This window comes from Kitasatospora sp. NPDC001683, from assembly GCF_053596495.1.
Genome location: NZ_JBSFGK010000075.1, coordinates 15819 through 39451 on the forward strand (window position 1 = coordinate 15819; position 23633 = coordinate 39451).

Sequence of the window (23633 nt, forward strand, 5' to 3'; positions counted from 1 at the left end):
ACGCACCCCGGGCCTCGGCTCCCCGCTCTAGCCGGCCAGACAGCTCGGCCCGAGCAGCTGTTTCAGGTCCCCGAACAGCGCCGGGTCCGACTTCACCCGGTGCCGGTCCAGCCGCAGCACCGTCGTCTTGTTGCGGCCCTCCAGCCGCACCCGCACCTCGGTGGTGCCCTTGTGGTGGGTCAGCACCTCGCTGAGCCGGGCCACCAGCGGCGGGGTGACCTTCCCGCTCGGGATGTTGATGGTGATCGGCGCCTCGGCGTGCGCGTTCGACAGGTCCGGGACGGACAGCTCCATGCCCATCAGCCGCGGCACGTCCTCCCGCTTGTCGAGCTTGCCGCGCACGAACACCACGGCGTCCTCGACCAGTTGGGAGGAGACCAGCTGGTAGCTGGCCGGGAAGAACATGCAGTCGATGGAGCCCGCCAGGTCCTCCACCGTCGCGATCGCCCAGGCGTTGCCCTGCTTGGTCATCTTCCGCTGGAGGCCCGAGATGATGCCGCCGATGGTGACGATCGTGCCGTCCGGTCGTTCCGCGAGGTCGGCGACCGCGCAGTCCGACTTGTCGGCGAGCACGTGCTCGATGCCGTGCAGCGGGTGCGAGGAGACGTACAGGCCGAGCATCTCCCGCTCCTGGGCGAGCAGGAAGGACTTCTCCCACTCCTCCTCGGAGAAGACGACGTCCAGCCCGAAGCCGGGCTCGTCCGAGGTGGCGTCGCCGCCGAAGAGGTCGAACTGCCCCTCGGCCTCCTTCCGCTTCACCCCGACGACGTTGTCGATCATCGGCTCGAACTGGGCGCTCAGGCCCTTGCGGGTGTGCCCGAGCGAGTCGAACGCCCCTGCCTTGATCAGCGATTCGACGGTCCGCTTGTTGCAGACCACCGACTCCACCTTGTCCAGGAAGTCCGGGAAGGAGGCGAACTTCCCCTTCGCCTTTCGCGTCCGGATCATCGACTCGACGACCGGCCCACCGACGTTGCGGATGGCGGTGAGCCCGAACCGGACGGTGTCGCTGCCGTGCGGCGTGAAGTCGGAGTCGGACTCGTTGACGTCCGGCGGCAGCACCTGGATGCCCATCTTGCGGCACTCGTTGAGGTAGACCGCCGACTTGTCCTTGTCGTCCTTCACCGAGGTCAGCAGGCCGGACATGTACTCGGCCGGGTAGTTCGCCTTGAGGTACGCCGTCCAGTACGAGACCAGCCCGTACCCGGCGGTGTGCGCCTTGTTGAACGCGTAGCCGGAGAAGGGGACGAGGACGTCCCACACCGCCTGGATGGCCTCGTCGGAGTAGCCGCGCTCGCGGCAGCCCTTCTGGAAGGGGACGAACTCCGCCTCCAGGATCTCCTTCTTCTTCTTGCCCATCGCGCGGCGCAGCAGGTCTGCCTGGCCGAGCGAGTAGCCGGCCAGGATCTGCGCGGCCTTCTGCACCTGCTCCTGGTACACGATCAGGCCGTAGGTGGGCCGGAGCACCTCCTCCAGGGGCTTCTCCAGCTCCGGGTGGATCGGGGTGATCTCCTGCTGCCCGTTCTTGCGCAGCGCGTAGTTCGTATGGGAGTTGACGCCCATCGGACCGGGCCGGTACAGGGCCAGAACGGCCGAGATGTCCTCGAAGTTGTCGGGCTTCATCAGCCGCAGCAGCGAGCGCATCGGCCCACCGTCGAGCTGGAAGACGCCCAGCGTGTCACCACGCGCCAGCAGCTCGTAGGTCGGCTTGTCGTCCAGGGGCAGATCAAGCAGGTTGATCTTGATGCCCTTGTTCTTCTCGATCGCCTTGACGGCGTCGTCCATGATCGTCAGGTTGCGCAGGCCGAGGAAGTCCATCTTGAGGAGGCCGAGGCCCTCACAGGTGGGGTAGTCGAACTGCGTGATGGTGACGCCGTCGGTGTGCCGGGTCCAGACCGGGATGTGGTCGGTCAGCGGCTCGGCGGACATGATGACGCCGGCCGCGTGCACGCCGGGCTGACGGATCAGGCCCTCGATGCCGCGCGCGGTGTCGATGACCTTCTTGACGTCCGGGTCGGTCTCGTACAGCCCGCGGATCTCGCCCGCCTCGCCGTACCGCGGGTGGCTCGGGTCCGTGATGCCGGACAGCGGGATGCCCTTGCCCATGACGTCCGGCGGCATCGCCTTGGTGATCCGGTCGCCCATCGCGTACGGGTAGCCGAGGACCCGGGAGGAGTCCTTGATGGCGGCCTTCGCCTTGATGGTGCCGTACGTGACGATCATGGCGACCTTGTCGGATCCCCACTTCTCGGTCACGTAGCGGATCACGTCACCGCGCCGGCGCTCGTCGAAGTCGATGTCGACATCGGGCATCGAGATGCGCTCGGGGTTGAGGAAGCGCTCGAAGATCAGGCCGTGCGGGATCGGGTCGAGGTCGGTGATGCCCATCGCGTACGCGACCAGCGAACCGGCCGCCGAGCCACGGCCCGGGCCCACCGCGATGCCCTGGCTCTTGGCCCACATGATGAAGTCGGCGACCACGAGGAAGTACGCCGGGAACCCCATCTGGATGATGGTGTCCATCTCGTACTCGGCGAGCTTCTTGTGCTCCTCGTCGTACCCGCCCGGGAAGCGCCAGTCCATGCCCTCCCAGACCTTGGACTTGAAGAAGTCCGCCTCGGACTCGAAGCCCTCCGGGATGGGGAAGCGGGGCATCAGGTTCTTGAACTTGAACATGCCCTCGGTGTCGACCCGGGAGGCGACCAGCAGCTGGCTGTTGCGGCAGCCCTCCTGCCAGGCGTCCGAGGAGTCCAGCGCGTACATCTCGGCGGCCGACTTGATGTAGTAGCCGGTGCCGTCGAAGCGGAAGCGGTCCGGGTCCGAGAGGTTCTTGCCGGTCTGCACGCAGAGCAGCAGGTCGTGGGCGCCGGCGTCGGCCTCGGTGGTGTAGTGCGAGTCGTTGGTGACCACCGGGGGGATGTTCAGCTTCTTGCTGATCTCCAACAGCCCGTCGCGGACCCGCTTCTCGATCTCGAGGCCGTGGTCCATCAGCTCCAGGAAGTAGTTCTCCTTGCCGAAGATGTCCTGGTAGTCGGCGGCGGACTTCACGGCCTCGTCGAACTGGCCGAGGCGCAGCCGGGTCTGCACCTCGCCGGAGGGGCAGCCGGTGGTGGCCATCAGGCCGCCGGACAGCTCGGAGATCAGCTCCTTGTCCATCCGGGGCCACTTCACCAGCCAGCCCTCGGCGTAGGAGCGCGAGGTCAGCTTGAAGAGGTTGTGCAGGCCCTCCTTGTTCCGGGCCCAGATGGTCTTGTGGGTGTACGCGCCGGACGCCGAGACGTCGTCCTTCTTCTGGTGCGGCTGGCCCCACAGGATGCGCTTGGTGTTCGAGCGCGACTCGGGGGCGACGTACGCCTCGATGCCGATCACCGGGGTGATGCCCGCGTCGGTCGCCTGCCTGTGGAACTCGGCGGCGCCGTACATGTTCCCGTGGTCGGTCATCGCGACGTGGGTCTGGCCCAGCCGCTCGACCTCCTTGAACATCTGCTTCAGCCGGGCGGCGCCGTCCAGCATCGAGTACTCGGTGTGGACGTGCAGATGCGCGAACGGCTGGTCGCTCAAGGCGGGGCCTCCGGAGGCTCTGGTGCTGATCTGGTGGGCCGGCGAACGTGCAGGTCACAGGAGCATTCCCCTGGAAATGGAGGTGGCCCGGAACACCTCACGGGGTCCGGACCATCACTCACACGTTCACGCGTCCACTCTAGCCCGCCTCACCCCGGAGGGACTCACCCCGGATCGGCGAGGCCGGCCAGCCGCGCCTCGGCCGCGTTCTTGACCTCCGGCTCCTCGATCGGATCGTCCCGGAGGTAGGCCAGCCGCCGCCTCACCTCGGGCCCATCAGGAGCGTGCTCGACCCCCAGGAGGCGCGCGTCGGCCTCGCAGTCCCAGAGCGACTCCGTGTACGCCTGATCCATCCCGGCCGACCCCATCGCCGCCAGCGCCTCGAGGTACGCGGCCCGCTCGTACGAGTGCGGCGTCCACAACCAGAACCGGCGCAGCAGCGACACCGCCTCGGCCGCCCCGGGGCCGAACCGCGCCAGCCCACGGGCCATGCGGTCGGGGCCGCACCAAACCCGGTCCACCCAGTCCTGCTCCAGCTCGGCGACGAGCGTCGGGACGTCCTGCTCCTCGCCGTGCTCGGCCAGCACCGCGAGGCCTTCCCAGGCCAGCCAGCGGGCCTTCGAGGCGGCCCACTCCCGGGCGGCCGGCATCGCGAGGGCGTCGAGCTTGCGGATCACGCCGGGCAGCCGCGGCAGCGGATACCCGCCATCGGCCGTGCCCAGGGACGGAACGAGGGGGACGATCCCAACCTCCGGCTCCCGCCCGAACAGCACGCGCAGTGCGCCGACCTTCCGGCGATCCGGCTCCTCGGGGTCGGCCAGCAGCTCCAACAGCGCACCGCTCGCCAACTCGGCCATCGGATCCGGCTGTTCAGCCACACCCGCCGGCTCGGCTTCCGCCCCGCTCGACCGGTCCCGGACGACCTCCTCCAGATCGCCCCACCACTCCCACGGCCAGGCCTCCGCCACCGACTCCAGGACGTCGAACCGGTGCTCACCGTCCCGGATGTACGCCCGCAGCGCCTCCCGGGCCTCCACCGATCCACTGAGCGCCAGCAACTCCAGCACCCGGGCGGCCCGCCCGCACGCGTCCTCACCACCGGCCAGCACCTCGACCACCGGCCCGAGCGGCAGCTCCAGGTCCCGGATCAGCCTCGCCAGGTACAGGTGGCGGTCGTCCACCTGCGAATCCCAGCGCCACTCCCACCGGACGCAGCCGTACACCAACTCGGCAGCCGCCCCCGGATCCTCCGCCGCCATCACCGCACCCAGGCCCCGCCCGCGCTGCAACAACCCCGCCAGCGTCCCCGCCGGCGCGTGCTCGTATCTCCGCTCTCCCACGCCCCCCATCGTGCCGCACCCCAGGCCCGGCTCACCCTCCGCGACGACGACCACTCCGGCGCCCCACCCCGCACCGGCATCGACCCGGACGCCGGCACCGCCCGCATCGCCCGACCCCGCTGAGCCCACCCGCTCCACCGAAGACGCGCAACCTTTCGCCCCCCTCACCGCATCAAAGGGATGTCAGGAGCGCAGAGGGGGAAGGGGCGCGCACTCGAGGGGGGCCTCACGGAGTGCACATTCAGCAGAATTCAGAATTCTTCCCATTCGTGAAGTTCGTATACAACCAGACCAATCCAAAGCCGCCCGAGAAACCTGTTGCACGCCCGTGACAACAAGCCCCGAAAAATCGTTCGCCCAGCGAGGACCAACGGTTAGCATTCCGGAATGGAATCGAATCCCCGTCCGATAGTGAATTCCTCCGACGCCACCGATCCCCGTCCTCCCCGCAGGTCGCCGCTCCGGCTCGTCCGCTTCGGCGCGACCTTCATCGGTGTGAGCGTCGTGTCCGGCGTGCTGCTGGCGGGCCTCGCCCTGCCCGTCGCCGGCGGCATCGGACTGACCGCCAAGAGCACGGCGGAGGGCTTCGACGACATTCCCGACGACTTCAAGACCCCGCCGCTCACCCAGGCCACCCAGATCTTCGACGCCAAGGGCGGCCTGATCGCGAAGGTCTACGAGCGCGACCGCACCGTCCTCACTCCCGACCAGATGTCGCCGTACATGCGGCACGCCCAGGTCGACATCGAGGACGCCCGCTTCTACGAGCACGGCGCCGTCGACCTCAAGGGCGTCCTGCGCGCACTCAGCAAGAACGCGGAGAGCGGCACCGCCGCCCAGGGCGCCTCCACCCTGACCCAGCAGTACGTGAAGAACGTCAACGTGGAGAAGGCCGGCGAAGACAAGAACGCCGTCCTGGAGGCCCAGCGCAAGACCCTGGGCCGCAAGATCCAGGAGCTCAAGGTCGCGATCAGGCTGGAGGAGGAACTGCCCAAGGAGCAGATCCTCACCAACTACCTCAACATCACGTACTACGGGAACGGCGCGTACGGCGTGGAGGCCGCCTCCCAGCGCTACTTCAGCAAGAGCAACAAGGACCTGACCATCGCCGAGGCCGCCACCCTCGCCGGCCTGGTCCAGAACCCGACCCAGTACGACCCGAAGCTGCACCCGCAGGCCGCGCAGAAGCGCCGGGACACCGTCATCGACAAGATGCTGGAGAACAAGCACATCACCGCCGACCAGGCGAAGGAGGCGAAGGCCGCCCCGCTGGGCCTGAAGTACAAGGACCCGCAGAACGGCTGCATCACCGCCAAGGCCGGCATGGGCTTCTTCTGCGACTACGTCCGCCACGTGGTCAAGCAGGACCCGGCCTTCGGCAAGAACGCCGACGACCGCAAGAAGCTGTGGGACACCGGCGGCCTGAACATCTACACCACCCTCGACCCGGACAAGCAGGCCGCCGCCCAGAACGCGGTGAGCAACGACGTGAAGGTCACCGACAGCGTCTCCGCCGCCGCCACCATGGTCGAGCCCGGCACCGGCAAGATCCTCGCCATGGCCCAGACCCGCCCGTACGGCCTGGTGACGGAGAAGAACCAGACCGTCGTCAACCTCAACGTCGACCTGTCGATGGGCGGCGGCACCGGCTTCCAGCCCGGCTCCACCTTCAAGCCGATCGTCGCGGCCGCGGCCCTGGAGGCGGGCCTGTCGCCGACCCAGCAGTACGACGCGCCGAACCAGATGCCGTACCCGACGATGAAGACCTGCAACGGGACGTGGCGCAACGAGGCCCGGCCGAAGGTGATGGTGCCCAACGAATCCGCGAACGAGAAGGGCCCGTACCAGCTCAAGATGGCGATGGCCCTCTCGGTGAACACCTACTTCGTGGAGATGGAGCAGGAGATCGGCCTCTGCGCGGTCAAGCAGATGGCCAACAAGTTCGGCATCACCACCAAGGCCAGCGGCAAGCCACTGGAGGAGGTGCCCTCGATGGCCCTGGGCGTCGAGGAGATGAGCCCGCTGACCATGGCGAACGTCTACGCGACCTTCGCCGCCGAGGGCACCCACTGCGACCCGGTCGCCATCAGCAGGATCACCACCGTGGACGGCAAGGACTTGCCCGTCCCGGCCGGCCACTGCGAGAAGATCCTCTCCGACGAGACGGCGCAGGCGATGAACACCGTCCTGAACGGCGTGACCGAAGACAAGGGCACCGGCGCCGCGCTCAACCTGAAGGACGGCCGGCAGATCGCCGGCAAGACCGGCACCTCGGACCACAAGAAGGCCGCCTGGTTCAGCGGCTACACCCCGCAGCTGGCCACCTCCGTCTGGCTCGGCGGCCCAGCCGGCGGCGTCGAGATGCGCGACATCTACATCAACGGGGACTACTACCCCGAGGTGTTCGGCGCCACCGGCCCCGGGCCGATCTGGCGGGACGCCATGAACGACGCCCTGCGCGGCACGCCCAAGCAGTCCCTGCCGATGGCCGACATCCCCGACCCGACCCCCAAGCCCAACCCGAGCAGCACCGGGACCGGCACCGGCGCGCCGAGCACCGCCCCCTCCGACGACCGCTGACCGGACCCACCCCCGCAGCACTTCGCCCCGCCGAGCACCGGCCCGGCGGGGCGCAGCCGACGGGGCGTCCCCGCGTGCGCCCCGTCGGCCCGGCTCAACCCCCTTGGTAGTACGCCTCGATCGGCCCGCGCGCCTCCTCGAACAGCGCCGGTCCGTCCTGTGCCACCACCGGCCAGGCCCCCGAGGCCGGGTTGAGCTCGACCAGTTGCTCGGTCGCGAGCGCGTACACCACCCGCCCGATCCCCGAGCGGACCAGCGCCCCCGCGCACATGCCGCAGGGCTGGCAGCTGGTGTAGAGGGTGGCCCGGGCGGCCGCCCCCTCGTCCAGCACCCGGGCGGCCCAGCGGGCGAGCTTCAGCTCCGGGTGCGCCGTGATGTCGTCGTCGCGCCGGACGGTGTTGTGCGCCTCGGCCAGCACCGTCCCGTCCGGTCCGGCCAGCAGCGAGCCGTACGGTGCGTCGCCGAGTTCCACGGCCCGCGCCGCGATCCCGATCGCGCGCCGCAGCAGCGCCTCGTCGGCAGTCGTGATCACGCCGTCCTCCTCCACGCCTCGGCGACCGCCGCCAGGGCCCGCCAGGCGGTCTCGGGCCGCCGGGTCTCCTCCGGGTCCGCGTGGTACGGGTCCAGCACCACGGCCTCCGCGCCGAGCCCGCGCAGTTCCCGCAGGTCAGCCACCACCTGTTGGAGGTTCCCGACCCCGGCGGGCCGGTCCGGGCCGTCCGGCGCCCCGTCCGTCAACCGAAGTGCGATCCGCGGCGCGAACCCGGGCAGGGCATGGTTCTCCAGCACCGACCGCATCCGCGCCACCGGCAGCCGCAGCGGGTGCCAGGCGTCACCGAACGCGACCGCCCGTCGGATCGCCGCCTCGCTGTGCCCGCCGACCCACACCGGCGCGGCGGCGCCCTCGCCCTGCTCGGCCCAGGCCGCCCGGACCGCCCCCAGGTACTCGTCCGTCAGTCGCCCCCGCGCGCCGAACGGCACCCCGAGCGCCTCGAACTCCTGCCGCGCCCAGCCCACTCCGACGCCGAGCACGAACCGCCCGCCGCTGAGCCGGTGCAGGGTGCTCGCCATCCGCGCCACCAGCAGCGGGTTCCGGTACGGCAGCACCAGCACCGTCGTGCCCAGCCGAAGCCGCCCGTCGCCCACCCCCGCCAGCCAGGACAGCGTCGTGAAGGGGTCGTAGAACGGTTCCGGGTAGCGCTCGGCCACGTCCGCCGTCACGGCGACGTGATCCGACACCATCAGCAGGTCGAACCCCAGGCCCTCCACCACCCGCGCCCAGTCGCGCAGCACGCCGGGATCGGTACCGGGCCCGAAGTTCGGTACGTTGACGCCAAGTTGCATGCCCCGAGGCTATTCCCGGGCACATCCCGCACGGAACCCGATCCTCCCGGCGTGAGCCGCGCCTCGCCGCGAATCTCCCGGTAATATCGCCGGATGGCCGCGAATCTCGACGACACCGACTGGGCGATCATCGACCAGCTCCAGCAGGAGGCCCGGATCTCCCTCAGCGAGCTGGGCCGGCGTGTCAACCTCAGCCCGTCCGCCACCACCGAGCGGGTGCGGAGCCTGGAGTCGCTGGGCGTCATCACGGGCTACCACGCCACCGTCGACCTGGCCAAGGTCGGCTACCCGGTGCTCGCCGTCGTCCGCCTGAAGTACCCGGGCAACCGCCACCAGCCGCTGCACCAGCTGCTCGCCCAGCGCCGCGAGATCCTGGAGTGCCTGCGCACCACCGGCGACGACTGCTACACCCTCAAAGTCGCCGCGACCTCCATGGAGCACCTGGAGACCCTGGTGGACTCGCTCGCCGGCTTCGGTTCCACCACCACCAGCGTCGTCTACAGCCAGACCCTCCCGCGTCGCGGCCCGGCCCGCCCGTAGGACCGGGCCACGGCACGGGCCCCCACTACCCCTCCAGGTCGGCGAGGAAGTCCAGCGCCGCCGCCCAGGCCCGCTCCGCCGCCTCCGCGTCGTAGTCGTCCAGGTCCGGGTCGGTGAACAGGTGCCCGGCGCCCTGGTAGCGGTGCACCTCGACCTCCGCGCCCGCCCGCCGCATCCGCAGGTACCAGGCGTTCAGCCAGTCCTCCGGCTCGTACGGGTCCGGCTCCGCCATGTGCAGCTGCACCGGGATCCCGGTCACCGCGTCCTCGCGCAGGTCCGAGGTGCCGTGCAGGAGCAGCAGCCCGCGCGCCTTCTCGTCCGCCAGCGCCAGGTTCTGCGCGATCGCGCCGCCGAGCCCGAACCCGGCGTACACCAGCCCGGCCTCGGACAGCGGGGCGGAGACGGTCACCGCGCGGCGCAGCAGCTCGTCCCCGTCGCCGACCTCCTCCTGGTAGGCCTGGGAGGCCTCGGCGTCGTCGAAGGTGCGCCCCTCGAACAGGTCCGGCGCGTGCACGGTGTGCCCGGCGGCGCGCAGCCGGTCGGCGGCGGCGTGCACGGCCGGGCTCAGGCCGTGGGCGGAGTGGAAGAGGACGATCTGGGCCACGATGGGGGTCCTTCGGCGAACGAGGTCAGGGATACCCACCCATGATCCCGCACCCCGCCCGAAGCCCCGCCAACCCCGAAGCCCCGCCCCGAAGCCCCGCCCGAGGCGCGTCAGTCCCGCGGGGTCCAGGCGGCCACCAGCTCGAGCAGCCCGGGGAAGCGGGCGTTGAGGTCCTCGACCCGCACGTGGCTGCGCCGCTCCAGTCCGTACTGGCGCTGGCGCGTGATCCCCGCCTCCCGCAGCGCCTTGAAGTGGTGGGTGAGCGAGGACTTGGGCCGGTCGAGCCCGAACCAGCCGCAGGAGTGGTCGAAGTCCTCGGACTCCACCAGCAGCTTGCGGACGATGGTCAGCCGCAGCGGGTCGCTGAGCGCGCCGAGCACGGTCTCCAGGCGCAGCTCCTCGATGCCCGGCTCGGGCAGCGGCCCGGGCAGGTCGGACGGTTCGGGGAGCACCTTGATGGCGGGCGCACCGGTCGTGGTCACGGACATGGACGGCTCCTCAACTCCTCGCGCTTCCAAGGCTCCATGGATCTCCACGACTCGGTGACCCGGCCTCAGCTATCAGTACGACTCCAATCGTACTGCATGCTATGTTCGACTCGACTCGTACTGCTGCGGGACCTCGCAGCACACCTCGGGAGGGAACAGTCATGTCGGTCACCCGGACCGCCCCCGTCCAGGCCGCCACACCGAAGCCCGCCACGCCGAAGCCGGCCGCGGGCCGCGCCGCCGCCACCCCACTGTGGTGGATCTGGCTGGCCGCCTGGCCGGTCACCGCCGTCTTCGTGCTCTCCAACGCCGCCACACCCCTCTACGTGCTGTGGCAACGCGACATCGGCTTCTCCAAGGGCACCCTGACCGTGGTGTTCGCCTTCTACATCGTCGGCCTGATCGGCTCGCTGCTGGTTTCCGGCGTGGTCTCCGACCGGGTCGGCCGCAAGCCCGTCCTGCTGCCCGCCCTGGCGCTCGGCCTGGCCGCCTGCCTGATCTTCGGAACCGCCACCAGCGTCGCCGCCCTGATCGTGGCCCGGCTGTTCACCGGCATCGCGGTCGGCGCGGTGGTCTCGGCCGGCATGGCCGCGGTCACCGACGTGGCCGGGCCCGAACGCAAGCGGATCGCCGCCCTGCTGGCCTCCTGCGCGATGGTCTTCGGCGCCGGGCTCGGCCCGCTGCTGGCCGGCGTGCTCTCCGAGCTGGCGCCCGCGCCGACCACCACCGTCTTCGTCGTCGAGGCCGTGGTCCTGGCCGGCGCGGTGCTGGTCGTCCTGCGGATGCCGGTGCGCCGCCCCGAGCGCCGCGGCCAGGGCGGGTGGGTCCGGGTGCCCGGCGTCCCGCGCGGCAACGGCCGTCAACTCGCCCTCGGCATCGCGGTGTTCGCGCCCGGCATCACCGCCACTTCGTTCGTCCTCTCGCTCGGTCCCTCGCTGCTCTCCGGTCTGCTCGGCACCACCGACCGGATCGTCGCCGGCGCCATGGCCTTCGTGATGTTCCTCGCCGCCACCGGGGTGCAGTTCGCCGTCCAGAAGCTGCGCCGCCGCACCATCCTGACCGCCGGCGCGGCGGCCACCGCGCTGAGCACGGTCACCCTGGTCGTCGCCGTGCACACCGAGGCGGTGGCGGTGCTCATCCTCGCCGCCCTGCTGGCCGGCGCCGGCCAGGGCATGGGCCAGCTCGGCGGCCTGTCGCTGCTCAACGCTGGCATCCCGCCGCAGCGCCTCGCCGAGGCCAACGCCGCGCTCAACGTGGGCGGTTACCTCCCGGCCGGCCTGCTGCCCGTCTCGGCCGGCTACCTCAGCGACGCCGTGGGCCTGACCAGCGGCACCACCGTCTTCGCCGCCGTCCTGCTGGGCCTCGCCCTCCTCGGCGGCCTGGTGGTCCTCGCCACCAGGCGCGAAGTGACCGACCCGGCCTGACGGTTCACCCGCGCCGTCCCCGTCCCCGCGAGCAGGCTTTGCAACAACATTCCATCCCGATGGTACGTATGAACCCTCGGCAGCGACGGGGGAACGACGAAGGGCAGGAACATGGCCAAGCAGGAGCGAGCGCGACGCACCCGGGAGAAGGTCCTCACGGCCGCGGCCGAGGCCTTCGCCGCCCAGGGCTACGACAGCACCACCCTGAACACGGTGGCCGAGCGCATCGGCATGACCAAGGGCGCGCTCTACGCCCACTTCCCGTCGAAGCGGTCGCTCGCCGGGGCCCTGATCGAGGAGTCCCGGCACGCCTGGACGAACCTGCGGGCCGTCCACGACACCCCGGGCGCCGCCCCCGCCGATGTGCTCGAAGGCGTGGTGGTGGGCTTCGCCGACCGGCTGCGCTCGGACGTACGGTTACGGGCCGCGCTCCGGCTCGCCGTCCACCACCCCGACCTGGCCCCGGCCCGCTCCGACGTCCTCACCGAGATGCACGGCGCCCTGACGAACCTGGTCCGCCGCGCCCAGCGCGACAACGGCTTCCCCGACCACTGCCCGCCGCTGGTCGCCGAGTTGCTGCTGATCGTGATCCGGGGACTGCTGACCACCGCCGAACGCCCAGACCACACCGGCACCGGCGCCCCCGGCGGGGAACCGCTGTGGCGACTGCTCTTCACCGCCCTGTCCGGGAGCACCGCGCCGAGCCCCGCGCTCCCCTGAGCCCGATCGCCCCGAGCGGGCCCGCTCCCGCTACGACACCACGTCCTTGCGCGCGAACCCGCGGAACGCCAACGCCAACAGCACCACCGCGTACGACAGCGACAGCGAGACCCCCTGCAGCATGCCGCCCCACTCCAGCTGCGGCTGCAGGGCGTCCGCCCAGGCGTACTGCCAGTGCGCCGGCAGCCACTCGCGCAGATCACCCAGCGCCGTGACCGCGTCCAGCACCCCGGTGATGATCGACACGAACACCGCCCCGCCGACCGCCCCCAGCGGCGCGTCCGTCGCCGTCGACAGCCAGAACGCCAGCGCGGCGATCACCAGTTCACTCAGGAACACGAACGCCACCGCGACCGCGATCCGGGGCAGCGCCTCCCCGGCCGGCAGGCTCGCCCCGGCGGGCAGCTTCAGGTCCCCCCAGCCGTACGCCGCCGTCCCCACGACCAGTCCGATCGCGGGCAGCATGACGATCGCCACCGCCGAGAACGCCAGCCCCACCGCGAACTTGCGGGCCAGCAGCCTCGCCCGCGGCACCGGCGCGGCCAGCAGGTAGCGCAGCGAGGACCAGCTGGCCTCCGAGGCCACGGTGTCACCGCAGAACAGCGCGACCGGGATCACCAGCATGAAGCCGGTGCCCACGAACAGCATGGTGACGGCGAAGTTGGCCCCCGAGGCGGTGGCCAGGTCGATGAAGGTGGTCCGGTCCGGACGCCCCGGGGTGCCGCCGAGCTGGAACGCCGCCAGGATGACGAACGGCAGCGCGGCCAGCACGGCACCGATCACCAGGGTGCGGCGCCGGCGCAACTGCCGCATCGCCTCCACCCGCAGCGGGAGCGTCCGGCTCGCCCGGTACCCCTCGGCGTGGTCCGCCGAAGCGCGGTCCCCCGAGTCGTGGCCCGCCGAGTCACGGCCCCCCGAGTCACGGTCCCCCGACGGGACCCGATCCGTCGTACCCACACTCACGCCGCACCTCCGATCAACGACAGGAACGCGTCCTCCAACCGCCGCTGCGGCCCGGCACTCTCCACCGGCACCCCCAGCCGCACCAGCTCCGCCAGCAGTTCGCTCGCCGCGAGCCCGTCCAGCCGGACCAGCAGCCCGCCCTCGACGGCCTGCGCCGAGCCGACCCCGGCCAGCGCACCGACCTTCTCCACCACCGACTCCGGGTCGCAGGACGCGGCCACCCCGATCATCAGCAGCTCCCCGGCGCCCACGATCTCGCCGACCGGCCCGGCCGTCACCAGCCGCCCGCGGTCCATCACCACCAGGTCGGTACAGCTCTGCTCGACCTCCGCCAGCAGGTGACTGGAGACGATGACGGTCCGCCCGCCCGCCGCGTACCGGATCATCACCTCGCGCATCTCCCGGATCTGCGGCGGGTCCAGCCCGTTGGTCGGCTCGTCCAGGATCAGCAGGTCCGGCATCCCGAGCATCGCCTGCGCGATGGCGAGCCGCTGCCGCATGCCCTGCGAGTACGTCCGCACCGCGCGGTCGAGCGCCTCGCCGAGCCCGGCGATCGCCAACGCCTCGTCGAAGCGCGCGTCGGCCTCCGGCCGCCCGGTGGCCGACCAGTACAGCCGCAGATTGGCCCGCCCGGTGAGGTGCGGCAGGAAGCCCGCGCCCTCGACGAAGGCCCCGACCCGCGAGAGCACCGGCGCTCCGGGGCGGATCAGGTGCCCGAAGACCCGGATCTCCCCGGCGTCCGGCCGGATCAGGCCCATCAGCATCCGCAGCGTGGTGGTCTTGCCCGCACCGTTCGGCCCGAGCAGGCCGAGCACCTGGCCCCGCTCCACCCGGAAGCCCAACTCCCGCACGGCGTACCGGTCCTGAGCGCCCCTGTAGCGCTTGCTCAGCCCGCTGATCTGCAGCGGCACCCCGGCCAGCGCCGGATCGAACTCCGGACCGGCCGCCCCACCGACCGCCGCACGCCGCCGCCGCACCGCCGGCACCAGCACCAGCCCGGCGGCCACCAGTACGGCGGCCACCGGCAGCATCCAGGTCCGCGCGGGCAGCGGCGCCGCCTCCGTGACCAGCTCCGCCACCGTCGGCGCGGTGAGCGGCCCGGCCACGGCCACCCGGTAGGTGGCCGGCTCGTTCGGCGAGGCGTACGCCAGGTCGGTGGACGCCAGCACCAGCCGCAGCCGGTGCCCGGCCGGGAAGTCGTGGTCCACGGCCGGCAGCCGGACCGTCACCGTCTTCCCCTCGTCCGCGCCCGTCACCCGCAGCGGAGCGGCGAGCTGCTGCGGCAGCACCGCCTTGCCGTCCGGCCCGACGTCGTACAGCTTCGCGAACAGCACCGCGTCCGGCCGGTCCGCCTTCACCCGCACCGGCACGGTCGGCTGCCCGGTCAGGTGCAGCGGCGTGTCAAGCGGCGCCGAGTCGAAGGCGGCGTTCTGCCCGGGGAAGTCCAGCGACAGCCCGGCCCCGAGCGAGGCCGCCTGGCTCAGCGCACCGATCCCCGGCAGCGTGGAGATCCCCGGCGGCGCCCCGCCGGGCGGATTGGCGACGGGCCTCTCCCCGCCCGCCAGCTCGACGGACCGCGTCCCGGTGCCGCCGAGCCCCGGGTACCGGTCGGCGTCGGCGCCGCGCAGCACGGCCTGGAAGCCGGTCGAGTCGACCCCGCCGGTCCGGGTCACCCGGAACCCGGGACCGGTGTCGTTGCCGAGTCCCTTCAAGTAGTGGTCGAACCAGGCGGTGACCCGGTCGTCGACCCGGGCGCTGGTGTCCGTCCCGCCGTCGTGCCCGCCCGCGAACCAGTCCATCGAGACCGGCGCGCCGTTGGCCGCCACCGCCCGGGCGATCTGGTCGCCCTGGTCGAGCGGGAACAGCGAGTCCTGCTGCCCCTGCACCACCAGGGTGGGCGCCTTGAGCTGCGCCGCCACCGAGGACGGGCTCGACTTGTCCAGCAGCGCCACGGCCTCCGGGTCGGCGTGCCCGGCGGTCGCGACCCGGTCGTACATCTGGCAGAGCGACTCCAGGAACCGCCCGCACCCGACCTGTCCGTCCGCCACACTCGCGTCCGGCTTCGCCCCGCCGCGCGGCGCACCGCCCGAGGGCCCGAGGTCCCCTGCCGAGCCGGTGGTGAAGAAGATCCCGGCCCACAGCTTCTTGAACACGCCGTCCGCCGCGCCCGAGCCCTCCACCCCCTGCGGGAACAGCGCGTCGGCCAGGTTCCACCAGGTGATCTGGGTGGCCACCGCGTCGATCCGGTGGTCGTACGCCGAGGCCAGCAGCGAGATCGCCCCGCCGTACGAGGCCCCGGTGATGCCGACCCGCGGGTCGCCGGGCCCGTCGAGCTTCACCTCGGGGCGCTGGGCCAGCCAGTCCACCAGGTGCTTGACGTCCTCGACCTCGCGGTCCGGCGCGTTCAGGCCGATCTTCCCGCCCGAGTGCCCGAAGCCGCGCGCCGACCAGGTCAGCACCGCGTAGCCCTGCCGGGCCAGCTGCTGGGCGCGGTCCCGCTCGCCCTCCTTCGAGCCGCCGAAGCCGTGCGCGAGCAGCACCGCCGGTCGCGGGCTGGTGCCGGTGGTGAAGAACGAGGTGTCCAGCTGGACCTGCTGGGTGCTGCCGGGCGTCTCCGGCATTCTGAGGAAACGATCCTCTTGATGAACCGCCTGCTCACCGCCGGACGCCACCGTCGCCGTACCGACCCCGGCGACCGCCACCAGGGCCACCGCCCCGGCCAGCACCCTGCGCCGCACCGACGTGCCCCGGCCGCGCCACCGGCGCCATGCCCCACCGAACTCCATGGGGGCTGATCGTATCCGTCGCCCGGGTAGGCGTCCGATAAGGCCACCAGCCCTTTTCGCCCGGTTCGCCCCGGTCAACCCCGGTATCGTACGGGCTCACCCGGCTCTGTCCCGTCCCGAGAACATCCCGAGAAGGTCCCCGCGCTCTGGCCGCTGATCACCCTGCTCGCCACCACCGCCGCCACCCTGGCGATCGGCTGGATCGTCGACCAGGCCCTCCAGCGGATCAGCGCCGGCCACCCGGAGGCCCCGGTCCGGGCGCTGCTCCGCCGCCACGAGACGGCGCCCAACTCCGCTTCGACATCCGCGAACACCTCATCGCCCACCTACGCGACGAACACCCCCACGCCCTCCCCCGCCTCCGCACCACCGACACCTGACCCCACACCACCCCCCACGCCCCTCAGCTCCCTCCCCCCAAACAAAAATCCCCGCGCCCCGAAAGCGAAAGGGGCGCGGGGAACTGCGCGAAGCGGAAGGCCGAAACCCGGCCCCGCATCCCAGCAGCTACAAAACCCTCGTCATCGTCCGATGCGGAATCCCGGCATCCTCGTACACCGCCCCCTCCGCCGCGTACCCCAGCCGCTCGTAGAACCCGAGCGCCTGCACCTGCGCGTGCAACTCGACCTCGACGCCGCCGCGCTCACGTCCGGCCGCCTCGATCGCCCGGACCAGTTCCACCCCGAGCCCCGTCCCCCGGGCCGCGGCCAGGACCGCGAGCCGCCCGAGCAGCACCCGCCCCTCGACGCCCCCGGTCAGCTTGAGGGCCTCGTCGCCGAAGATCAGCCGCCCGGTCCCCAGCGCACCCCCGTCCGCGTCCACGGCCAGCACGTGCACCGAGGTGGCGTCGTACTCGTCGTACTCCAGCTCCTCCGGCACGTTCTGCTCGACGACGAACACCTCGCGCCGCACCGCCCGCACCAGCTCCAGGTCCGCCTCCCCCTCGGCGACCCGCACGGAGACCGTCATCCCGGCTCTCCTCAGCTCTCCGAAGCGATGATGTCCAGCGCCTTCTGCAGGTCGGCCGGGTACTCGCTGCTGAACTCGACCCACTGCCCGTCCGACGGGTGCTCGAAGCCGAGCGAGACGGCGTGCAGCCACTGCCGGGTCAGCCCGAGCCGCTTCGCCAGCGTCGGGTCGGCACCGTACGTCAGGTCGCCCACGCAGGGGTGCCGCAGCGCGGACATGTGGACGCGGATCTGGTGGGTGCGCCCGGTCTCCAGCTTGATGGCCATCAGCGAGGCCGCCCGGTACGCCTCGATCAGGTCGTAGTGGGTGACCGACGGCTTGCCGTCGCGGGTCACCGCCCACTTCCAGTCCGAGCTGGGGTGGCGCCCGATCGGCGCGTCGACGGTGCCGCTCAGCGGGTCCGGGTGCCCCTGGACCAGCGTGTGGTAGCGCTTGTCCGTGACCCGGTCGTGGAACTGCCGCTTGAGGTCGGTGTAGGCGCGCTCGGACTTGGCGACGACCATCAGCCCCGAGGTGCCGACGTCCAGCCGGTGCACGATGCCCTGCCGCTCGGCGGCACCGGACGTCGAGATCCGGTAGCCGGCCGCGGCGAGCCCGCCGATGACGGTGGGGCCGGTCCAGCCGGGGCTCGGGTGGGCGGCGACGCCGACCGGCTTGTCGACCAGCACGATGTCCTCGTCGTCGTGGATGATCCGCATGCCGTCGACCGGCTCGGCCACGATCTGCACCGGGGCGGCGGGGGCGGGGATCTCGACCTCCAGCCAGGAACCGGCGGTCACCCGGTCCGACTTGCCGGCCACGGCGCCGTCGAGCGTCACCTTGCCCTCGGCGGCCAACTCGGCGGCCTTGGTCCGGGAGAAACCGAACATCCGGGCGAGGGCGGCGTCGAGACGCTCGCCCTCCAGGCCGTCGGGTACGGGGAGGCTGCGGTTCTGCGCTGCGGTACTCACCCGTACGAGTATGCCGGAAACCCGGCCCCACCCCGCCCGCGCGCCGCCTCGCCCGGAACCGGGCCCTACTTCTCGCCCTTCTCCACCTGCTGGTGCACGCTCCCGTCCGGGTTGCTGCCGCGGAAGGAGAGCAGCACCACGAGGATGCCGCCGCAGACGATCGCCGAGTCGGCGAGGTTGAACACCGCGAAGTGCTGGACCGAGATGAAGTCCACGACGTGCCCGCGAAAGACGCCCGGCGCGCGGAACAGCCGGTCGGTGAGGTTGCCGAGGGCGCCGCCGAGCAGCAGCCCGAGCGCGATCGCCCACGGGAGGCTGTACAGCCGACGGGCGATCCGCCAGATCACCACGATGACGGCCGCGGCGATCATCGTGAAGACGACGGTCAGCGCCTGCCCCATGCCGAAGGCGGCACCGGAGTTGCGGATCACCTGCAAGGTGACGACGTCGCCGATCACCTTGATCGCCGCGTGGTTCTCCAGCTTGGCGACGACCAGCAGCTTGCTGCCGAGGTCGATCAGGAAGGCGAGCACGGCGACGGCCAGCAGCACCCCGACCCGACGGCGGCCCTTGGGCTCGTCCACCGCCGTGGCGCCGCTCGCCGGCGCCGCGTCGCCGGCCTCCGCCGACCCCGTCGGCTCCACGGGCCCCGTCGACTCCTCAGGGTGGGCCACGGCCGCCTCCACGCCATCGGCGGGGTTCGGGACGACGTCGTCCTTGGTCTGGGGGGAACCTTGCGTACTGATGATCCGCTCCGCTGCCGATGTGAGCCGGTGAGGGCCCGACCGCGTTCCTACTGACGGGTCAGGCGACGTTACGGGGTCGAGCGTACGGCAAGCCCGACCCCCCGCGTCGCCCCGGTGGCGCGGTCGGTCGTCCGGTCGGCGCCCGGGTTCAGCGGCGTTCCTGCTTGGCCTTGCACTGCACGCACAGCGTGGCGCGGGGGAAGGCCTGCATCCGGGCCTTGCCGATGGCCTGTCCGCAGGACTCGCAGATGCCGAAGCCGACGCCCTCCAGCCGCTCCAGGGCGCGCTCCGTCTGGGCGAGGCTGTCCCGGGCGTTGTTGGCGAGGGCCAGCTCGCTCTCCCGCGAGATGTTCTTCGTACCGGCGTCCACCTGGTCGTCGCCGGCTCCGTCGTTGGAGTCGCGCATCAGCCCGGCGATGGCGGCGTCGGCGGCGTCGATCTCGCCGCGCAGCCGCTCCAGGTCGCTGATCAGCTCGTCGTGCAGTTCGTGGACCTCGTCCGAGGTCCAGGCGTCCTCGCCCGGCCGCACGGGCAGGGTGGCCGGGTCGACCGACTCGGCTCCGCGCGGCACGGTGACGGTGTCGGTGCTGGTCTTCTGAGGTGCGGTAGTGGTCACGGTCCCCTCCCCTGGATCGGCCGCCACGGCCTTGCGTGCCCGCTTGGTGGCGGTACCCGCGCCGGTTGCCTTCTCAGCCATGGCTTCGACCCCATCTACGAACGAATCGAGCCGCCGGTTCCCGGCGGCTTCCAGTGCCGGAACGATAATCCCGATGAAAACCGGTCACAACATGACATACCGGCGCCTCGCGATGATCCCACCCAGGCAGCCGCCCCAACCGCCACGCCCCGCGCGCTGACAGACTTGTGCCCACCTCACCCCCGCCTAACCGCCCCCGTCGACCTGCCCGGATACCACCCCCGGACCCACTCCCCCGAATCCCTTTGGACAAACCGTCTCGCCCGGCCGATACACTGGCCCTGCAAGGCGCAGATGGGGACGAGTACCGACGTACGCAGCCACCAGCGACCCGGGGACGGTGCGAGCCCGGGGGTGTGCACGGCGGGAAGATCACCCCGGAGCCGCCGGAAGAACGGCCACCGCGCAGCCCGCGGCGGCCCACTAGACCCGGCAGCAAGCCCAAACAAGAGGGCCGCAACGCAGCACCGCGGCCAAGGAGGGTGGTACCGCGGGGCGGCTGGTCCGTCTCGTCCCTCCGGAGGATCCAGTCCCAGCATCCGCCGGAGGTAGACGCCCGCGATGAGCTCCCAACCCGTCACCCACCACCACCCTTCCGACGACGCGCTGCGCGCGGCCCCTCTTTATCACCCCGTCCCCGCACAGGTCGATCTCCCCGCCCTCGAGCACCAGATCCTCTCCTTCTGGCAGGACAACAAGATCTTCCAGCGCAGCCTGGAGCAGTCCGAGGGCCGCCCCGAGTGGGTGTTCTACGAGGGCCCGCCGACCGCCAACGGCATGCCCGGCGCCCACCACATCGAGGCCCGCGTCTTCAAGGACGTCTTCCCGCGCTACCGGACGATGAAGGGCTACCACGTCGCCCGCAAGGCCGGCTGGGACTGCCACGGCCTCCCGGTCGAGCTCGCCGTCGAGAAGGAGCTGGGCTTCTCCGGCAAGCAGGACATCGAGGCGTACGGCATCGCCGAGTTCAACGCCAAGTGCCGCGACTCGGTGACCCGCCACACCGACGCCTTCACCGAGCTGACCACCCGCATGGGGTACTGGGTCGACCTCGACGAGGCCTACCGGACGATGGACCCGTCGTACGTCCAGTCCGTCTGGTGGTCGCTCAAGCAGATCTTCGACAAGGGCCTGCTGGTCCAGGACCACCGGGTCGCCCCGTGGTGCCCGCGCTGCGGCACCGGCCTGTCCGACCACGAGCTGGCCCAGGGATACGAGACCGTCGTCGACCCCTCGGTCTACGTCCGCTTCCCGCTCACCAGCGGCCCGCTGGCCGGCCAGGCCGCCCTGCTGGTCTGGACCACCACTCCGTGGACTCTGGTCTCCAACACCGCCGCCGCCGTCCACCCGGAGGTCACCTACGTGGTGGCCACCGACGGGGACGAGAAGCTGGTCGTCGCCGAGCCGCTGGTCGCCAAGGCGCTCGGCGAGGGCTGGGAGACCACGGGCGAGTCCTTCACCGGCGCCGAGATGGAGCGCTGGGCCTACCGCCGCCCGTTCGACCTGGTCGAGATCGAGAACGCCCACTACGTCCTCAACGCCGACTACGTCACCACCGAGGACGGCACCGGCATCGTCCACCAGTCCCCCGCCTTCGGCGCGGACGACCTCACGACCTGCCGCAAGTACGGCCTGCCGGTGGTCAACCCGGTGCTCGGCGACGGCACCTTCGCCCCCGAGGTCCCGCTGGTCGGCGGCCAGTTCTTCAAGAAGGCCGACGAGGCCCTGGTCACGGACCTCAAGGAGCGCGACCTGCTCTTCCGCCACGTGCCGTACGAGCACAGCTACCCGCACTGCTGGCGCTGCCACACCGCGCTGCTCTACTACGCGCAGCCGTCCTGGTACATCCGGACCACCGCCGTCAAGGACGCGCTGATCCGCGAGAACGAGGCCACCAACTGGTTCCCGGAGACGGTCAAGCACGGCCGCTTCGGCGACTGGCTGAACAACAACATCGACTGGGCGCTCAGCCGCAACCGCTACTGGGGCACCCCGCTGCCGATCTGGCGCTGCCAGGAGGGCCACCTCACCTGCGTCGGCTCGCTGGCCGAGCTGTCCGAGCTCACCGGCACCGACCAGAGCGGCCTCGACCCGCACCGCCCGTACATCGACGACGTCACCTTCGCCTGCCGCGACTGCGGCGGCACCGCCACCCGCGTGCCCGAGGTCATCGACGCCTGGTACGACTCGGGTTCCATGCCCTTCGCCCAGTACGGCTACCCGTACCAGAACAAGGAGCTGTTCGAGAAGCGCTACCCGGCGCAGTTCATCTCCGAGGCGATCGACCAGACCCGCGGCTGGTTCTACACGCTGATGGCCGTCGGCACCCTGGTGTTCGACAAGAACAGCTACGAGAACGTCGTCTGCCTGGGCCACATCCTGGCCGAGGACGGCCGCAAGATGTCCAAGCACCTGGGCAACATCCTGCAGCCGATCCCGCTGATGGACCAGCACGGCGCCGACGCCGTCCGCTGGTTCATGGCGGCCGGCGGTTCGCCCTGGTCGGCCCGCCGGGTCGGCCACGGCACCATCCAGGAGGTGGTCCGCAAGACCCTCCTCACCTACTGGAACACCGTCGCCTTCCAGGCCCTGTACGCCCGCACCTCGAACTGGGCCCCCTCGGCGAGCGACCCGGCCCCGGCCGACCGCCCGCAGCTGGACCGCTGGGTGCTCTCCGAGCTGAACACCCTGGTCCGCGAGGTCGACGCGGCCTTCGAGGCGTACGACACCCAGCGCGCCGGCAAGCTGCTCTCCGGCTTCGTCGACGACCTCTCCAACTGGTACGTCCGCCGCGGCCGCCGTCGCTTCTGGCAGGGCGACGCCGCCGCGCTCGCCACCCTGCACGAGGCGCTGGAGACCGTCACCCGCCTGATGGCCCCGCTCACCCCGTTCATCACCGAGCGGGTCTGGCAGGACCTGGTCGTCCCGGTCGCCCCGGAGGCCCCGGCCTCGGTGCACCTGGCCACCTGGCCGCAGGCCGACGAGACCCTGATCGACACCGAGCTCTCCCGGCACATGGCGCTGGTCCGGCGCCTGGTCGAGCTGGGCCGGGCCACCCGCGCCGAGTCCGGCGTGAAGACCCGCCAGCCGCTCTCCCGCGCGCTGGTCGCCGCCCAGGGCTGGGAGGAGCTGCCCGCCGACCTGCGCGCGCAGATCGCCGAGGAGCTCAACGTCTCCACCCTGGAGTCCCTCGCCGAGGTCGGCGGCTCCCTCGTCGACACCACCGCCAAGGCCAACTTCCGTGCGCTGGGCAAGCGCTTCGGCAAGGGCGTGCAGGACGTCGCCAAGGCGGTCGCCGCCACCGACGCCGCCCGCCTGGCCGCCGAACTCCGCGCCGGCGGCGAGACCAGCGTCGAACTGAACGACGAGACGATCACCCTCTCCCCCGACGAGGTGATCATCACCGAGACCCCGCGCGAGGGCTGGGCCGTCGCCAACGAGTCCGGCGCCACCGTCGCCCTCGACCTGGCCATCACCCCGGAGCTGAAGCGCCTCGGCATCGCCCGCGACGCCATCCGCCAGATCCAGGAGGCCCGCAAGAACTCCGGCCTGGACGTCGCCGACCGCATCGTCCTCCGCTGGCGCGCCACCTCGGAGGAGACCGCCGAGGCCATCGCCGAACACGGCCCCCTCGTCGCCGACGAGGTCCTCGCCACCGACTTCGCCGCCGGCGCAGCCGACTGGACCTCCGAAACCTTCACCGACGAATCCCTCGGCCTCGCCTTCCAACTCCGCAAGGCCTGACCACCCCCCACCCAAGCCGCCGCCCAGCTCCCCAGAGCCGGGCGGCGGTTCCCTTTCCCCGTGGGCGCACGAGCAACACCCCACCCCTCCGCAGGCGCGCGGCAACCCCCGCGCGCCCGCCCATGCCCCCTCCCCCCCCCGGGGGGCGGCCCGGGGCCGCCATGAACCGGGCGGGTG

General features: G+C 71.6%; 18 protein-coding genes. 6 read left to right on the top strand and 12 right to left on the bottom strand.

The features are described 5' to 3' along the window. Window positions 1-27 precede the first annotated feature (27 nt). Window positions 28-3561: a DNA polymerase III subunit alpha gene (gene dnaE, locus ACWCYO_RS30680; protein WP_270147555.1), complete on the bottom strand. Its 3534-nt coding sequence runs from the start codon at window positions 3559-3561 to the stop codon at window positions 28-30. 164 nt (window positions 3562-3725) lie between these two features. Continuing rightward, window positions 3726-4901: a hypothetical protein gene (locus ACWCYO_RS30685; protein ID WP_449786023.1), complete on the bottom strand. Its 1176-nt coding sequence runs from the start codon at window positions 4899-4901 to the stop codon at window positions 3726-3728. Between ACWCYO_RS30685 and ACWCYO_RS30690 the strand changes: the two genes are divergently transcribed. Together ACWCYO_RS30690 and ACWCYO_RS30695 are read left to right on the top strand one after the other, a co-directional pair. Further along, window positions 4878-5024, top strand: coding sequence for a DUF6191 domain-containing protein (locus ACWCYO_RS30690; protein WP_405000723.1), 147 nt, complete (start codon window positions 4878-4880; stop codon window positions 5022-5024). The genes ACWCYO_RS30685 and ACWCYO_RS30690 overlap by 24 nt on opposite strands. Before the next feature lie 372 nt (window positions 5025-5396). Beyond that, window positions 5397-7481 carry a transglycosylase domain-containing protein gene (locus ACWCYO_RS30695; RefSeq protein ID WP_449786024.1) on the top strand — a complete coding sequence of 695 codons (2085 nt, stop codon included), beginning with the start codon at window positions 5397-5399 and terminating at the stop codon, window positions 7479-7481. Window positions 7482-7575: 94 nt separating this feature from the next. Here ACWCYO_RS30695 and ACWCYO_RS30700 read toward each other — a convergent pair whose 3' ends face one another. Next, window positions 7576-8013: a nucleoside deaminase gene (locus ACWCYO_RS30700; RefSeq protein ID WP_449786025.1), complete on the bottom strand. Its 438-nt coding sequence runs from the start codon at window positions 8011-8013 to the stop codon at window positions 7576-7578. Next, entirely contained in the window at window positions 8010-8825 is an 816-nt protein-coding gene (locus ACWCYO_RS30705; RefSeq protein ID WP_270147548.1) for an LLM class flavin-dependent oxidoreductase, read from the bottom strand. The genes ACWCYO_RS30700 and ACWCYO_RS30705 overlap by 4 nt, the downstream gene beginning before the upstream one ends. A 93-nt stretch (window positions 8826-8918) precedes the next feature. On the opposite strand from ACWCYO_RS30705, the gene ACWCYO_RS30710 reads away from it, so the two are divergent. Then, window positions 8919-9365: an Lrp/AsnC family transcriptional regulator gene (locus ACWCYO_RS30710; protein WP_270147546.1), complete on the top strand. Its 447-nt coding sequence runs from the start codon at window positions 8919-8921 to the stop codon at window positions 9363-9365. A gap of 25 nt (window positions 9366-9390) precedes the next feature. On the opposite strand, the gene ACWCYO_RS30715 is transcribed toward ACWCYO_RS30710, so the two are convergent. Both ACWCYO_RS30715 and ACWCYO_RS30720 read right to left on the bottom strand, forming a co-directional pair. Beyond that, the gene (locus ACWCYO_RS30715; protein ID WP_449786026.1) at window positions 9391-9969 is read right to left on the bottom strand and encodes a dienelactone hydrolase family protein; all 579 of its coding nucleotides are present in this window, start codon (window positions 9967-9969) and stop codon (window positions 9391-9393) included. Window positions 9970-10079: 110 nt separating this feature from the next. Continuing rightward, on the bottom strand, window positions 10080-10457 hold the full coding sequence (locus ACWCYO_RS30720; RefSeq protein WP_449786027.1) for an ArsR/SmtB family transcription factor: 378 nt from the start codon (window positions 10455-10457) through the stop codon (window positions 10080-10082). A 161-nt stretch (window positions 10458-10618) separates the two neighbouring features. Here ACWCYO_RS30720 and ACWCYO_RS30725 point away from each other — a divergent pair, with 161 nt between their 5' ends. Beyond that, entirely contained in the window at window positions 10619-11881 is a 1263-nt protein-coding gene (locus ACWCYO_RS30725; RefSeq protein WP_449786028.1) for an MFS transporter, read from the top strand. Between the two features lie 111 nt (window positions 11882-11992). Further along, window positions 11993-12601, top strand: a complete 609-nt coding sequence (locus tag ACWCYO_RS30730) for a TetR/AcrR family transcriptional regulator (RefSeq protein WP_270147538.1) — start codon at window positions 11993-11995, stop codon at window positions 12599-12601. 30 nt (window positions 12602-12631) lie between these two features. Here the strand turns inward: ACWCYO_RS30730 and ACWCYO_RS30735 are convergent, their stop codons facing one another. The 6 genes from ACWCYO_RS30735 to ACWCYO_RS30760 form a co-directional block, all read right to left on the bottom strand. Then, complete coding sequence (locus tag ACWCYO_RS30735; RefSeq protein ID WP_449786029.1) at window positions 12632-13414, bottom strand: ABC transporter permease; 783 nt, start codon at window positions 13412-13414, stop codon at window positions 12632-12634. 146 nt (window positions 13415-13560) lie between these two features. Then, window positions 13561-16350 (bottom strand): alpha/beta fold hydrolase, encoded by a 2790-nt coding sequence (locus tag ACWCYO_RS30740; protein ID WP_449786030.1) that lies wholly within the window; start codon window positions 16348-16350, stop codon window positions 13561-13563. A 507-nt stretch (window positions 16351-16857) separates the two neighbouring features. Continuing rightward, window positions 16858-17319, bottom strand: a complete 462-nt coding sequence (locus ACWCYO_RS30745; RefSeq protein WP_449786031.1) for a GNAT family N-acetyltransferase — start codon at window positions 17317-17319, stop codon at window positions 16858-16860. An 11-nt stretch (window positions 17320-17330) separates the two neighbouring features. After that, window positions 17331-18269 carry an RluA family pseudouridine synthase gene (locus ACWCYO_RS30750; protein WP_270147534.1) on the bottom strand — a complete coding sequence of 313 codons (939 nt, stop codon included), beginning with the start codon at window positions 18267-18269 and terminating at the stop codon, window positions 17331-17333. A 65-nt stretch (window positions 18270-18334) separates the two neighbouring features. Continuing rightward, window positions 18335-19018 (bottom strand): signal peptidase II, encoded by a 684-nt coding sequence (lspA, locus tag ACWCYO_RS30755; RefSeq protein ID WP_270151302.1) that lies wholly within the window; start codon window positions 19016-19018, stop codon window positions 18335-18337. A gap of 145 nt (window positions 19019-19163) precedes the next feature. Further along, window positions 19164-19631: a TraR/DksA family transcriptional regulator gene (locus ACWCYO_RS30760; protein WP_449786032.1), complete on the bottom strand. Its 468-nt coding sequence runs from the start codon at window positions 19629-19631 to the stop codon at window positions 19164-19166. Window positions 19632-20273: 642 nt separating this feature from the next. Here ACWCYO_RS30760 and ileS point away from each other — a divergent pair. Then, window positions 20274-23456 (top strand): isoleucine--tRNA ligase, encoded by a 3183-nt coding sequence (ileS, locus tag ACWCYO_RS30765; RefSeq protein ID WP_449786033.1) that lies wholly within the window; start codon window positions 20274-20276, stop codon window positions 23454-23456. Window positions 23457-23633: the final 177 nt, after the last annotated feature.

Coding starts and splice junctions, on each gene's coding strand:
- ACWCYO_RS30705 (WP_270147548.1), bottom strand. CDS start 8,825: ATGCAACTTGGCGTCAACGTACCGAACTTCGGGCCCGGTACCGATCCC.
- ACWCYO_RS30710 (WP_270147546.1), top strand. CDS start 8,919: ATGGCCGCGAATCTCGACGACACCGACTGGGCGATCATCGACCAGCTC.
- ACWCYO_RS30720 (WP_449786027.1), bottom strand. CDS start 10,457: ATGTCCGTGACCACGACCGGTGCGCCCGCCATCAAGGTGCTCCCCGAA.
- ACWCYO_RS30725 (WP_449786028.1), top strand. CDS start 10,619: ATGTCGGTCACCCGGACCGCCCCCGTCCAGGCCGCCACACCGAAGCCC.
- ACWCYO_RS30730 (WP_270147538.1), top strand. CDS start 11,993: ATGGCCAAGCAGGAGCGAGCGCGACGCACCCGGGAGAAGGTCCTCACG.
- ACWCYO_RS30735 (WP_449786029.1), bottom strand. CDS start 13,414: ATGCGGCAGTTGCGCCGGCGCCGCACCCTGGTGATCGGTGCCGTGCTG.
- ACWCYO_RS30740 (WP_449786030.1), bottom strand. CDS start 16,350: ATGGAGTTCGGTGGGGCATGGCGCCGGTGGCGCGGCCGGGGCACGTCG.
- ACWCYO_RS30745 (WP_449786031.1), bottom strand. CDS start 17,319: ATGACGGTCTCCGTGCGGGTCGCCGAGGGGGAGGCGGACCTGGAGCTG.
- ileS (WP_449786033.1), top strand. CDS start 20,274: ATGAGCTCCCAACCCGTCACCCACCACCACCCTTCCGACGACGCGCTG.